This is a genomic window from Larkinella insperata (assembly GCF_026248825.1).
GTDB lineage: Bacteria > Bacteroidota > Bacteroidia > Cytophagales > Spirosomataceae > Larkinella > Larkinella insperata.
In genome coordinates this window covers 5,928,767-5,942,271 of record NZ_CP110973.1, presented here as the reverse complement: position 1 = coordinate 5,942,271, position 13,505 = coordinate 5,928,767, and the positions used below count along the sequence as shown (strand labels likewise).

Here is a 13,505-nt window from a genome sequence, read left to right as displayed (position 1 = left end):
AGGTTAGTGGTTTAAAGTACGTTTTAACCCATCCTTCAGGCGGTATAACGGTTTCAGCAAAGGCGAAAGGGTATAGCTCGCTTCCTGGCCCAACTGGTGAAGCCGCAGATCGGTTCCCTGGTAGTACCGGTGCATATACCGTTTGCTCAGGCCCTGAAAATGGAGGGTGTTAAAGATACAATTTTCGCCCAGAACCCGGTTATACGCGACGTAATTCGGCGGCTCCCAGCGGACTTTTTTAAGCGAACGGGGCCCCAACTCAAATTCGCCGTCAACCTGATTGTCGGGAATACCGATGTTTACATCGAACACTTCCCGCAGCGGCTGGCCGGAGGCACCGGATGGTTGCAGCAGGTTGATCACCCGGCCCCTGCGGTCGGCCTCGTAGAGATAGAGCAGCGCCATGTCGGACACTCCGCCCATTGAGCCGGTTTCCTGGTGAACCTGCCACTTTTCTTCCAGCCGTGCCCGCCGTTCCGGGATTTGATACATCTCCAGAAGATATTCACAAAAATCGGCAATGCCCGGCCGGGTCCAGAACGACGAATGGGCCGAAGCGATCCAGCTAAACGGCCCCATCGGCTCACTTTCGGCAATGCAAAAGGCTGACTGCTGGTTCGGCGACCGGTTTTTCCAGGCCGCGTACTGATCCAGGTTCTTGTACAGCATGATATCCGAATCGGCCACAAACACCTCGTCCAGCCGCCGTTGTTCCATGAACGTCAGCAGGTAAAACCAGCGCATGAAACAGATCAGTTCATACCACTCGGGGTTGGTCGATAGGTGGACGTAATGGTGCCTGAAATCCGCGGACTTTGCCGAATTTAAGGTGGTAATTGAAACGTGGGCGACAAACGGGAACCGGTGCTGGTTGGCATCGTCGCCCAGAAGAAAAACCGTCGATTCCGGATTGGAAAGCCGACTCTGGCGCAGGCTGTACTCCAGGTAAGCATTGTAACCGGAATGGATAAAAACAATCGGGATCATGAAATGACCGGTGGCGGTATCGGCAGCGGGCCTTCGTTGTTCCAGTACTGTTCGATAATGGCCAGCAATTCGGGCTGCATGCCGCAACCGGCCAGGATGTCGCCCCGGAACAGGAAGTCGTCCCCGCCGTTGAAGTCGGTTACAATACCGCCCGCTTCGCGCACCAGCAGCACCCCGGCGGCCATGTCCCAGCAGTTGAGGTTGAATTCATAATACGCTTCAAACCGTCCGCAGGCTACGTACGACAGGTCGATGGCCGCCGAACCCATCCGGCGCAGGCCGTGGGTACGCAGCATGAGCGACGCCAGAATAGCCAGATACCGTTCGATACGGTCCATGCTCGCGTACGGAAAGCCCGTGGCCACCATGCTTTCCTGAAGCTGCGTAGCGGGCGAAACCCGGATGCGTTCGGCAGTTCCGCTGGAACCCGTACACCAGGCACCCCCGCCCGCGCTGGCGTGAAAACACTCGTCGCGCATGATGTCGTACACCACCCCGGCAATCGGCGTTTTGCCTTCGGCCAGACCAATGCTGACCGAAAAAACGGGCAGTTTGTGCATGAAGTTGGCCGTACCGTCGAGCGGGTCAATGATCCAGTTCAGGGCTGAGCGGTCGGCAATCTGGCCCGTTGTACCTTCCTCCGTGATGAAACCGACTTCTGGCAGCAGGTTGTGCAGAGCCTCAACGAGTTGTTTTTCGGCTTCCTTGTCGACGTACGAAACCAGGTTGTTATAGCCCTTGTACTCAATCTGTTCCCGCGTGAACGAACGGCTTTGCTGCCGGATGAAATCGCCGGTCTGCCGGGCAATTTTCGTTATCTGCTCACTAATTTCAACCAATTGAAGATCACGACCTGGCATACGTTAATTTTTCGGTTTGGGTGGAAGCAAAACGGTACTGGTAAAACGCGCGGTACAGTAACGTCAGCAGAAAAAAGTTGAATCCGTAGAGGTAATCCTGATAAAAGGCGTATAAAAAGAAGGCCACCAGCCCCACAATCGTCAGCAGAAAATAGGTACGGACGGCTTTCGGGCTGGCCTGGCGCGTTACCCAGAAAATGAGCGGCATGTGCAGCGGCATCAGAAACAGCACCGCCGGGTTCCAGGTCGTTACGCCGTGGTCGGTGAAGAACCACAGGAAAATCAACAACCAGCCCCAGACGCCCGAGAATCCGAACAGCCAGCGGTCGAGCCAGAAGCCCCGCGTCCGCCGTTTCTGCTGCCGACGGGTAATCAGGAAAACCACCACCAGCAGGACGGCAAAGACGAAATCCGGCGAAACCAGGTACAACAGAAACGCGCTGGTTTCTTCGATGGTAACGGCCCGGAACAGAAACAGACTGTTGGCGACCAGGGGGGTATCCTGGCCCTGGGGCGTTTTGAGCTGGGCGCGTTGTACTTCTTCAAACACATTGTCGGGCAGGTACATGGCCTCCCAGGACGATGCCGTCCTGTCGGCTGGGTAGCCGATGCCGAGGTTCATGCCCATCCGCGCCCAGGGCTGGGTGGTTAGGTATTCGTTCATCCAGTCGCGGTACGACTTGGTGGAATCAACCACGTTCACAAACCGCAGGCTGTCGCCACAGGCTTTGACGAGCATGTCGCGCGGGCGGGTGGCACAATTGTCGTAGTAGAACCGGTACCGGTATTCCCGGTTTTCGGGTCGCGCGTTGGTTTCCAGCATGGTATACAGCCGTTGCTTCTGCGCATCCGACAGGTTCAGGATCTGCTCCTTCACGCTGCGGTTTTCCAGCTGCGACGCATAAAGCTGGTTGGGCATCGGATACACCGATACGTAGTAGGGCAAGGTGCCCTGAAGAAATTTTATGTAGTAATTGTCCGTGTAGGAAGCAAACGTGCCGTAGTTGTAGACCTTATCGATGCCGTACATCGGATCGCTGACCCACAAAGCCGTGTGCCCGAACGACGTATAAACCTCATCGCCCGGTGCTATGGTGATCAGGCTGATTTTGGCCTGGGGAGACAGCGTTTGGGCGACGGAAGAACAGACACTGATTACGAGACAGTGAAGCAGGAAAACCGCCCGGGCGAGTCCTTTTTTATTTGCCCTGAACAACAATGACAATTTCACCTTTGATCGTTTTTTCGGCAAAGTACGCAATTATTTCCTGGATTGAACCGCGAACCGTTTCTTCAAATAATTTGGTGAGCTCGCGTGAGACGCTGGCGGGCCGGTCGGGGCCGAAGACCTCGCCAAACTGCGTCAGGGTTTTCAGCAGCCGGTGGGGCGATTCGTAGAAAATCATGGTCCGTTCTTCCCCGGCCAGTTCGGTCAGGCGGGTCTGGCGGCCTTTCTTGTGGGGCAGAAACCCCTCAAACGTAAAGCGGTCGGCGGGCAGACCCGAATTGACCAGCGCGGGCACAAAAGCCGTAGCCCCGGGCAGGCATTCCACCGGAATCTCGTTTTTGAGGCACTCGCGCACCAACAGAAAACCGGGGTCGGAGATGGCGGGCGTACCGGCATCCGACACCAGCGCCAGGGTTTTGCCCGCTTTCAGTTGGGCAATGATGCGCTGAACAGTCTGGTGCTCGTTAAAAATATGGTAACTGTGGAGTGGTTTGCTGATCTCGAGGTGTTTCAGCAGGATGCCCGACGTGCGGGTATCTTCCGCCAGAATACCGTCCACCGACTTCAGCACATTCACCGCCCGCAGCGTAATATCGTCCAGGTTGCCGATGGGGGTGGGTACGAGGTAAAGCTTCATGGGTTGAATGATGAATTAGACGTGATAAAGGATGACGGGGCTGCCCGGCGGTTGGCTGGTGCGGCTAGTGATTCATCGTTCATCCTTCACCCAGCAACTGGTCAATCGCATCCGCCAGTTTCCGATCTTTCTCCGTGACTGTATCGCCCGCGTCGTGGGTACTGAGCCGGCACCAGACTTTGTTGTAAGTGTTGGTCCAGGTGGGGTGATGGTCCATTTTTTCGGCGATGAGGGCCACGCGGGTCATGAACGCGAAGGCTTCGCTGAAGTCCCGAAACTCGAAGGTTCGGGTGAGCTGGTTGTTTTGTTCCTGCCACATAACGGTTGAGATGGGGTTGGGTCCGGCGGTTTGTGTGGTGGCAAGTTAGGGGATGGAAACGAAAAAATTGAGGAAAATTTGCTGGAGTATTGACAAGAATCAAAAAGTCTCTTACTTTTGCACCCACAATAAGTGACCAATAGAGGGATGGCGGAGTGGTCGATCGCGGCAGTCTTGAAAACTGTTGACTGTAACAGGTCCGGGGGTTCGAATCCCTCTCCCTCTGCAAAGTGTCTGTAAATTGACCGTGTGCCCTGACGTCGAAACCCGTCAGGGTTTTTTTTGTGCCTTGTCTTTCCTGCTTTCCCGCCTATTAACACATGTCTGACAATTCGCCAGGTACTTCTGGTGGCACCATAATCGTCTGGTGGCACTCTCTCCGCTACATGTAGGTATAATTATCGTATGAACATGCACTCAACCAAACATTTGAGTGCTTTAATGAACTTAGTGCGTATGGAAGTGAGCTTTTGGCGACACAAAAGCAAAAAGAAGGGTTATGCCCAAATTTATTGTCGGATCTCCGTGAACGGGGAACGGCAGGACATTGGTTCAACAGGAATTACCATTTGGTACAACGACTGGGATGCCACCAGTGAACGAGTCCTGGACAATGATCCACATTCTCACTTTAAAAATGAGCAGTTGCTCATCTTAAAATCCCACCTGTCGGCAATTTTCAACGATCTATTCAGGAAGAAAGAAAAGATTACAGCCGGCAAAATCAAACGACTGCATCTTAATGGCCAGCAATCCCTTTCGATGACTAGCATCTTCGATCTGTACATTAAAGATTGTAAAGAGGACCGAGAGCGCAATCTAAATGGTAGCAGCGTAACGGTGTACAACAACGTTCGCAAAAAAGTGATCGATTTTTTGATTGCTAAAAAAGCTCTGGATCTGCCGGCGGAAGATTTCGATTTAGCCTGGCTAAAAAAGTACCGCTCGTGGATGGCACAAGTGCAGGTCAATGCCACACAGAAGGGGCACTCCGACAGCTACATTTCCAAGCACAGCCAGACGATTAAAAACGTGCTGACGTGGGCCAGACTCAAAAAACTGATCGACACCAACCCACTCGAAGGGCATAGGGTGAAAGGAGCCGAGTACGGCGATCCGGTCTTTTTGACTCCGGAGCAATTTGGGCAGCTCAGCCGACACAAATTTAAAAACAGCAAACTGCAACAGACCGCTGACATCATGGTAATCCTCTGCCGAACTGGCTATCATTACGGCGATCTGGAGGACTTTGTAAAGGAGCACAAAACTGCGCTCCAGCAAGGAATCGACGGGAAGCCCTGGTTGATTAAAAAACGTATCAAAACCAAGGTAGCTGCTCGAGTTCCTCAGTTTAACGAAGTAAAACAGATCGTCGAGAAGTACGGGGGGTGGGAGCATCTCCCGATCCGGCCACTATCTAAATTTAATGATCTACTGAAGCTGGTGGCGGCAGCTCTGGACTTGCCTCCAGAGCTATCTTCAAAAGCTGGATGTAAAACGTTTACGGACTGGTGTTTCAATGAACTGCACCTGACCACCGACGCGGTGATGGTGCTACTCGGGAGAAAGTCCAGCAAAGGGCTAGAGGTGTACGGTCGTCCGGATGAGCGCCGGGTGATCCACGAGTTAGAAAAAACTTCAATAAAAAAATGAAGATAAGGTAGAATGACAGCTAAGTATAAAGCAGAGAATATTCTCTGCTTTATACTTAAGATATGCCTAGTGGGTGTAGGAAATTTTTCTTATTGAGAAAATCTAATATAGTTTCTAACTGATGAAATAAAATCTTGTAATCTGACGCTGTACTTTCTTCAGCAGACCCCCATTTATTCAATTCATCAATTATATTATGAAAGTAGCTCAAGCTCGGGTCATAAGGATTTCTGTTGTTCCAGCCGGTAGGTACTATATAATCTAAGGATAGAAAATTGTTTGTTGGAAACCCGATCCACTTTCCATTACCACGTGGGTCAGCCTCAATCCTATATACTAAATCATTATGATTTTGGTCATTGCAAATTAGATGGTAAAGAGGCATTATCGCTTTAATTAAAATAATTGTGGTTGGAGGATCAATAGGTGCTGATTCTTTTTTTATCCTATCAATTGCCTCCATTAAATTGTCATAACTTCCAAAAATTATTGTTAAAGATTTTATTATTTGTAAAAAGGGAAAATCATTCGTTTGGAAGAAAAATTGAACTTTTGAAGGTTCAAATGAATATACATTTGTTCGTTTGAAAAAATCTCCCGGTGGATCCATAAACCACCCTGAGGGTATCGTACAGGTATAGGGTCCGAAAGAGAAGCTTTTAAAGCTTATTCCTATATTCTGCTTTACAATTTGTCTCATTGTAATGATTTTGTGCTTTACAAATTGTGAGAGCAATAACCCTAATGTCTTCTTACAAGCGTCGTGTTTAAAACTTAAAACGTCTGCTAACTGATTCTCACAATAATATGATATTGCCCCTTCATTGGTAAAGTGAAAAATATCATTGGAATAAAATTTATTTATATATCCCTTGTAGTCTACTTCAGGTCCGTACTTATACTGATATATTTTTCTTATATTGTGATAGTCACACACAATAATAATTTTGTCAAAATCAAATTTATTATTAGTTTCAAAGTAATCATTATGAACGCTTAAAATATTTAGAATTCTGAAAATGTGTTCTGGGTCTAAACGGTCAAAATCATCAATTATTAAGATATTTTGTCTGTTTTCAGCTTTGCATCGATGCAATATTGCACGAATAGATTGGGAAATTATATCATCTTCGAATATAGAGCCTTTTATATTGACAATTTGCTTAAGATATTTAGTTATGCTTTGCTCTTCATTTTGTAAATTATCTTTTAATTTTTCTGAATATTCACCATAATTTTTCAATGTATCAAGAACCTTTTCTACCGGGCCAGTAGTAACTCCTAATGCCTCCACACAGGATACTAAGAGTTTTACTATTTCTAGTGGTTTGTTTTTAATATATTCAAATATAAAAAGATCTTCATCATATTTTTCTTTAACAATTGGCAATATTTCAGGCCTTTTTAATAACTGTAAAGCAATATTTATTTTAATATATTCTATAATATCTTCATTTTGACCTATAGAATACTTGACAGGTGATAGCCAAAATGTATTTATATTTTCTTTCCTAGCTTCAAAAAAGTGATTTAAGAAATATGTTTTTCCGCATCCAAATTCTCCTGAAAATAATATCCTTTTGTTGCTAGATTCATTGAAATGATTTTCAAATAAAATCTCTGGACTTTCGACATCAATGTGGCTAATCATTTGTTATATAAATTATATTATGATAGTAAAGAAATGACACAATAAATTAACATGGATGATTTATGATCTATTGCTTTCTAATTACAAGTGTTTAGGGAAAGGTATTTAAGTACTTTCTCAATTTGCTAGGTACAGAACTTTTATTTGAAAAAGCACCCTGCTATCTCTTGAAGCTTTTTGTATTTGGTGGCGTGAATATCTATATCATAGCCGTTAACCATCTTCGCTGCATTCATTTCAACACCAGTTAAACGGATCTGCTTAATTGGCGTGGATACCAATTTTTTGAGTTGATCAGTTTTTAGAATTCCGTTTACTGCTAAAGGGCCGTTTGCAGTCTGGTAGTACGTTCTATTGGGAAGCTCCATAACTGTTTCATCCGACAGCAGGACCATAACCCGGCTTGCAGTATCGGCTACGTAGGACGCATTACCTAAAAATGCAACACTAAGGGTTGTATCACCTTTGCTAGAAGTGGCCAAACTAACTATATGGACCATGCGATTATCGACATAACCTAGTTTAGTCTCCACCTTGGTGAAGGGGTCTTTTGTAGTAGTCAGTTTACACTGGGCTGCACTGAGAAAAGGAATCGAAATAAACAGAAGTATAAATACGTGTTTCATAATTACGAATTTTCGTAATGGCAAATATATAGGAATGGCCAGAATTTTATTTCTCTTTTAGCTGATCCTCTCGCCACTGGATATTGAGCCGCTCCAGTAAACTATAAAAATCTTTGACGGCCTTATCAGTGGGCCAGGTGGTGGAATCGTCTGATGAGGTAGCAAACCGGTTTTCGTGAAATCGCCGTCCAACCGTGGTCAAGGTGTTTACATCCTCCACGCTGAGACGGTGTTGCCATAGTTCCTTAAAAACTTTTTCCTTTAAATCCGCCAAGTAATGCAAGGTTGGGTGAATAGTGACCAATAATTTTTGCCGCTTTAAGGCTGGATCGGGCATTTCATGTAGTATAAAGGTTTCTTCCCCTGGTCGCAATATTTTAATAACATCTTCGTAAAGCCTTGTCCAGTTGGCAAAGCCCCGGGGTGGGTGTGAGGGTAGGGGAGTAATTTTCATAAAGCCTAATATTCAATTCCTCGATGCTTAAGATATGAATAGACGGTGGTACGACTGATTTTTAGCTGCCGGGCAACCTCCGCGACAGATACTCCATCTTTGTGAAGTGACTCTACAACCCGGGCCTGCTTCTTAGCGTCGGCTGATAATCCCTCTGGCCGACCCAGAATGACCCCTTTCGCTTTGGCTGCAGCAACGCCGGCCAGTGTGCGCTCACGAATCAGCTCCCGCTCGAACTCGGCCAAGCTGGCGAAGATTCGGAATACGAGTCTACCTTGAGCAGTGGTGGTATCGACCGGGTCGTTCAGGCTGATCAGGCCGGCGTCCTTCTTTTCCAGATTGCCCACCAATTCGATCAGGTGCTGTAGGCTCCGGCCGAGCCGATCCAGTTTCCAAACGACAACGGTATCACCGGCCCGGACGTGCTCGAGCATTTTGTCGAGCTGGGGGCGTTGGACTTTGGAGCCACTTATTTTTTCTTGGAAGATTTTTTCACAGCCGACTTTTTGAAGGGCATCGATCTGTAGGGTAAGATTCTGGTCGAGGGTCGAAACCCGGGCGTAGCCAATTTTCATGATATTCGCCTAATAATCTAGTTGTATTCTTTCTGACGTTTTCACCCTAGTAAGTAAAATTTGTATTTGGTCATTCGTAAGCCCTTTATCTTTACAAATTATTGTAAATTCTTTAATAAAATCCGGTACTTCAGCGTCTTTACTTAATATAATATACTGTATATCAGACCAATTTCTAACGAAGACTGACAAAGAAAATTTCTCAGCCTTTTTGTTGATCTTGTTTCTTTTAATTGGGTCAGAATAGGTCGAGATGTCCACTACAGTATCTAAGATCCCATGCACTAGACGAAAGTCGGGTACAATTCTCCATTCCCTTTCTCTATAAAACGGTGTCAACTTGGTGTCCCAATCGTTTCTTTCCTTAATAAATACAGGACCTTCAATCAATTTAACAAGACTTGGTAATTGTAGTAATTTTGCAAAACCCATCACGAAAGCTACATCATCCTTTAGGCCCCATTTCTTAATCTTATTATTGTCTAAGCCAGCTTTTTCTAGCTGTCTATACATGGGCATAATATCTCCAATAGCTTCATGTACAAACGCATCCTGTTGACAATAAATAACTGGATTTAAATTGAAATACCGTCGCCAGGCTTTTGACATACCTATGCCATACGTACCATATGTTTGCTGATGTATTGAGATTTGCGATAAGGGAATATCACAAAAACAGACCATAGGATGTGCGGCACATTGTAAAACTTTGAATGGATCTTCCTGCCATACATGCACTTCTGGGCAATAGTAGGGGTAAAATCCATTTCTGAGTATTCCGAGTAGACCATCAATGCTTCGAGTAAAATGGAATAGTGATTCTGAATGAACAGCCATATTTTATGAATTGTAATAACGTTTAATAAAAGGACCGGTTTCCTGAACATTAACGAGGTCACCAAAACCGGTCGGCAGTATTAAAGATACCTGTTCAAAGAAGCTGTTCAAAAAAATGTGTACAGTTTCTGGAGGGTAAAGGCGATTTTCTGAACAGTATAAAAAATAACCCTCGACCTAGTTAAGATCGGGGGCTAAAATATGGTGGTATGGTCGGAAAGAAAAGGGGCGGTGCTGGCGGCCGGTCGCTCAAGTTCCTTACACATAGGTTCCGCCTATATCATTATAATATAGGCACCGGCGCACAGCACCGCCCTCCGGAGTTGGCGATGCTGGCACCTATGCATTTTTGAACTTGAGCACTGCAAAGCTACTATATTAATACGTGGTTTCCTCGCGGATCTGGGCCAGAAAGGCTTGCGTGTCCTCGAACTGGTGGAAGTTAAACGCCACCGGCCGTGCACCGGCCTCCTGGGTCACCTGGCGAACCTGTTGCAGCTCCCGCCGGTTAGCCTGCAGCTCGGCTAGAATGGCTCCCAGCATTTCAGTGCTCGGGCCACCCATCGCGCCGGCCATCATGCTGCCGGCGGCTCCGAAATTCCCGGTTTTCTGCACCGTGTCTAGGATTCCCGCAATATTGGCGATGGCCGGCGTCCGGAGGGCCGGATTGCTGATCACAAATTCCCGGCCGGCCTCCCCAGCGACGAATGACCGTTTGCCCTGGGCAAACAGGGTAGGCCCATCGACGAAGCCGGAAGGGTTGCCGTACATCGTCTCCACGTCGGTAAAACCCCCGGCCGCTTTCATGGCCACGCCCTGGATGGTTTGCCCGGCGATGGTGGCGATGCTCATCCCCGCCTGCACCTTTGCGGCCAGGGCATTTTTAATTCCGGCCGCTTTGGCGGCTGCCGCCAGGGCCGGCCCCACAATCGGGATTGCGCTGGCCTGCGCGGCCTGCTCAGCAGCGGCCAGGCTGATTGCGGCCAGTTGCTTCTGGAGTGACACGATAATCCCGCCGATCGCAAACGCCTTCTCCGCTACAAACAAGGCTTTTTGAATCCCGGAAGATTCTTTGAAGAAACTCGACAGGATGGCCAGGCCCTGGGCGGCTGCTTCGCGTTTGGCGGCCACCAGGTCAAACTCGGCCTCCTTGACGTAGGTGTTAACCTCCAGCGTTTTCTGTTTGTAGGATTCGGCCGCATCCATTCGGCTCAGCGTCTGGTCCGTCGTGGACTGAGCAATGTCCTGGTCGATCTTGGCCAGGTTGGCCTTTTTTTCTTCGGCGATGGCCGTCTGTTTTTCCTTATCGGTAAACCCGAGGGCTTCAAGCTGCTGGTAATAGCCCTCATACAGCAGGCGCTTGGCCTCCAGGTAAGTCTGCTCCAGCTCCAGCTCCCGGGTCTTGGCATCCTCGGCCGTTACTTTTTTACCCGCCACGTCCAGGGCCAGTTCGGATTTTTTATTCTCCATCACCAGCTCCAGGGCTTCTTCCGACGCCTTGACTTTGGCTTTCATTTCAGCCTCGCGCTTGACCTTTTGGCGCTCAGCCTCGCGGGCCTCAATGTCGGCCAGCTCCTTGTACATCAGCTCGGTAATCTGGGCCATCTGGTCCTTATTGCCCTTGGCCAGCTCGTACATTTTCGAATATTTCTGCCCAAACAGCAGCTGCTCTTTGCCGAACTCGTTGTGCAGGGATTCTTCGTGTTTCGCCCGGGCGGTGGCCAACATTTTCTCCAGATCGTCTTCGGCTTTTTCGGCGGCTTTGATTTTAGACTTCCGGGCTGATTCCTGCTCTTTGGTTTCCAAGGTTGAGGTGCCGGTTTTGGGCTGGCCAGGTGTGGGCTTTCCAGCACCCGGAGCAGGAGCGGCCGCTGTCTCCAGCATTTCACCTTTCAAACCCTTGAGCCGCGCCCGGACGTTATCCGCTTCGGCGGACACCTTGGTTAAATCTTTGACGTAGCCGGCGATCTGCTCGTTGGTCATCGTCGACTCGACAATGCCGCCGGTGGTAGTGTAGCTCTCCTTCCCGGATTTTAGCTTCGCCTGGAGGGTTTTCTGCCGACGTTCGAGCCGCTCCAGTTCCGACTCTGATTCCTCGATTGCATCACGGTTTTGATACTCCAGCAGCGCGCGCTGCGTCTTGATAAATTCCCGGGCTTTCTGGGTGTTGACGCCCAGCGCCCGGCCGTATTCATCCCACTCGGTGACGGCTGAGGGAACGGTCTCGGCGATCTGGGCCACCACCTTTTTCAGTTCCTCCTGCTCTTCTTTATTCAACTTGGATTTGCTTTTCAGCTCGTCGTGGCGTTTGGCCAGGCCAGGCAACGTTTTTTCTAGGTTTTCAACCTCCGATTTCTGCCGGTTAAATTCTTTCGTGGCCGCTTCGCTGGCCGTCGTCAGGCCCAGTACTCGGGTGGTCGCTTCCACAAAAGCAGCCGCCAGGCCCTGAATGCCGTCGCCCTGCAAAAGATTATCTACCCACTCCCGGATGCGCTTTAAATTAACCGCCAGGTCAAAATTCTTTTTATTGAACTCATTGGTCAAACTGGTGCCCTCGGCCATTGCCTTGCTGGCCAGCTCCTGCTTCTGGCGGACCATATCGGTCTGGTTGGCTAAGAGCGACATTACCTTCGTAGCCTCCTGGGATTTGATGCCCAGGGCGTCGAGGGCCTTGGCCTGCTGATCCGCCGGCAGGTTCTTCAGCGACTCGGCTAGTTTCAGTAAAAATTCGTTGGGGTTGGTGTTGATCAGCTCCTTCATGGCCTGCTCCGACAGACCGAGCTGCTTAGCAAACGTAGCGGTGTCTTTAGCCGCGGTTAACAAAATATTCGATAAACCGCCAGCACCAATTTCAGCACTCAGGCCCAGCTCCTGCAGGGCGGCACCCAGGCCCATCGTCTCGCTGATCTGGGGGGATAGATCGCCGAGCTGCCCCATGCGAGTCGTGAACTCGGCCACCACCGGAGCGGTCGCTGATCCGGCGGCTCCCAGTTCGTTGAGGGCGCTACCGATGTTGTTGATGGCCGGCCCGATGTCCATGTCCTTGGTTTCCTTGAATAGCTTTGCCATCCCACCGATCGACTTGGAAACCTCCTCAACGCCACCACTGAATTCATCGCCCAGGGCGACGACGGCTTTGTCGGCGTTTTCCACAAAGCCCAGCAGCTGATCATTGGTCACCCCGAGCTGGCCACCCACCACCGCAATGTTGCGCAGCTCCTCGGTGGCCGTGCGGGTGTTGATCTGTTTCAGACTCTCATTGAGCTTTTTAACCTCCCCGTCCGATAGCCCGGTGGCCTTGCCAATGTCGGCAAAACTGTCCTTGATCTTCATGCCCTGGTCGAGCACTTTGGGACCGACTGACAACAGCATATTGAAACCAGCCGTCAGGGCATTTCCCCCGAGCACGCCCTGGGCAATGCTTTTCCAGCTCAGCCCCCAGTCGTCGGTGGCTTTGCGCGTCGCCCGCAGCTTCTCGTTGTGGTCGGCCATCGCCTGGTTGAGGGCTTTGACCTGGGCAACTTTGGCGGCATACGCCTGTGGGTTGTCGCTTTCCCGCATTTTGTTCAGCTCTTTGCGAGCATTGACGGCCGCGGTGGCTACTTCTTTCAGGGTGGTTTCGGACTGTTTGCCATTAATGACTAAGTCGATAACGGCTCGTTCGTTCTGGTTGGCCAT

At 49.4% G+C, this 13,505-nt stretch carries 12 protein-coding genes and 1 tRNA gene; 2 read left to right on the top strand and 11 right to left on the bottom strand.

Annotation, left to right across the window (positions count from 1 at the left end; genetic code table 11):
- Positions 1-3: 3 nt before the first annotated feature.
- From OQ371_RS23920 to OQ371_RS23900, 5 genes are all read right to left on the bottom strand, one after another.
- A complete protein-coding gene (locus OQ371_RS23920) occupies positions 4-987 on the bottom strand; it encodes a hypothetical protein (RefSeq protein WP_265990908.1) in 984 nt (327 codons plus the stop codon).
- Entirely contained in the window at positions 984-1,847 is an 864-nt protein-coding gene (locus OQ371_RS23915; RefSeq protein WP_265990906.1) for an inositol monophosphatase family protein, read from the bottom strand. The genes OQ371_RS23920 and OQ371_RS23915 overlap by 4 nt, the downstream gene beginning before the upstream one ends.
- A complete protein-coding gene (locus OQ371_RS23910; protein WP_265990904.1) occupies positions 1,834-3,078 on the bottom strand; it encodes a lipoprotein N-acyltransferase Lnb domain-containing protein in 1,245 nt (414 codons plus the stop codon). Before OQ371_RS23910 ends, OQ371_RS23915 begins: the two co-directional genes overlap by 14 nt.
- Positions 3,047-3,712 carry a 16S rRNA (cytidine(1402)-2'-O)-methyltransferase gene (gene rsmI, locus OQ371_RS23905; protein WP_265990903.1) on the bottom strand — a complete coding sequence of 222 codons (666 nt, stop codon included), beginning with the start codon at positions 3,710-3,712 and terminating at the stop codon, positions 3,047-3,049. Before rsmI ends, OQ371_RS23910 begins: the two co-directional genes overlap by 32 nt.
- Before the next feature lie 79 nt (positions 3,713-3,791).
- Positions 3,792-4,031: a 4a-hydroxytetrahydrobiopterin dehydratase gene (locus OQ371_RS23900; protein WP_265990901.1), complete on the bottom strand. Its 240-nt coding sequence runs from the start codon at positions 4,029-4,031 to the stop codon at positions 3,792-3,794.
- A gap of 141 nt (positions 4,032-4,172) precedes the next feature.
- On the opposite strand from OQ371_RS23900, the gene OQ371_RS23895 reads away from it, so the two are divergent.
- Together OQ371_RS23895 and OQ371_RS23890 are read left to right on the top strand one after the other, a co-directional pair.
- Positions 4,173-4,257: transfer RNA gene (locus OQ371_RS23895), tRNA-Ser, on the top strand.
- Between the two features lie 179 nt (positions 4,258-4,436).
- Complete coding sequence (locus OQ371_RS23890) at positions 4,437-5,684, top strand: site-specific integrase (protein ID WP_265990900.1); 1,248 nt, start codon at positions 4,437-4,439, stop codon at positions 5,682-5,684.
- A 55-nt stretch (positions 5,685-5,739) separates the two neighbouring features.
- Here OQ371_RS23890 and OQ371_RS23885 read toward each other — a convergent pair whose 3' ends face one another.
- From OQ371_RS23885 to OQ371_RS23860, 6 genes are all read right to left on the bottom strand, one after another.
- A complete protein-coding gene (locus OQ371_RS23885; protein WP_265990899.1) occupies positions 5,740-7,335 on the bottom strand; it encodes a P-loop NTPase fold protein in 1,596 nt (531 codons plus the stop codon).
- A 140-nt stretch (positions 7,336-7,475) separates the two neighbouring features.
- On the bottom strand, positions 7,476-7,961 hold the full coding sequence (locus OQ371_RS23880) for a hypothetical protein (protein ID WP_265990897.1): 486 nt from the start codon (positions 7,959-7,961) through the stop codon (positions 7,476-7,478).
- A 46-nt stretch (positions 7,962-8,007) separates the two neighbouring features.
- On the bottom strand, positions 8,008-8,415 hold the full coding sequence (locus OQ371_RS23875; RefSeq protein WP_265990896.1) for a hypothetical protein: 408 nt from the start codon (positions 8,413-8,415) through the stop codon (positions 8,008-8,010).
- Positions 8,416-8,420: 5 nt separating this feature from the next.
- On the bottom strand, positions 8,421-8,990 hold the full coding sequence (locus OQ371_RS23870; RefSeq protein ID WP_265990895.1) for a recombinase family protein: 570 nt from the start codon (positions 8,988-8,990) through the stop codon (positions 8,421-8,423).
- A gap of 9 nt (positions 8,991-8,999) precedes the next feature.
- Entirely contained in the window at positions 9,000-9,827 is an 828-nt protein-coding gene (locus tag OQ371_RS23865; RefSeq protein ID WP_265990893.1) for an abortive infection system antitoxin AbiGi family protein, read from the bottom strand.
- Between the two features lie 378 nt (positions 9,828-10,205).
- Positions 10,206-13,505 (bottom strand): phage tail tape measure protein, encoded by a 3,300-nt coding sequence (locus tag OQ371_RS23860; protein WP_265990892.1) that lies wholly within the window; start codon positions 13,503-13,505, stop codon positions 10,206-10,208.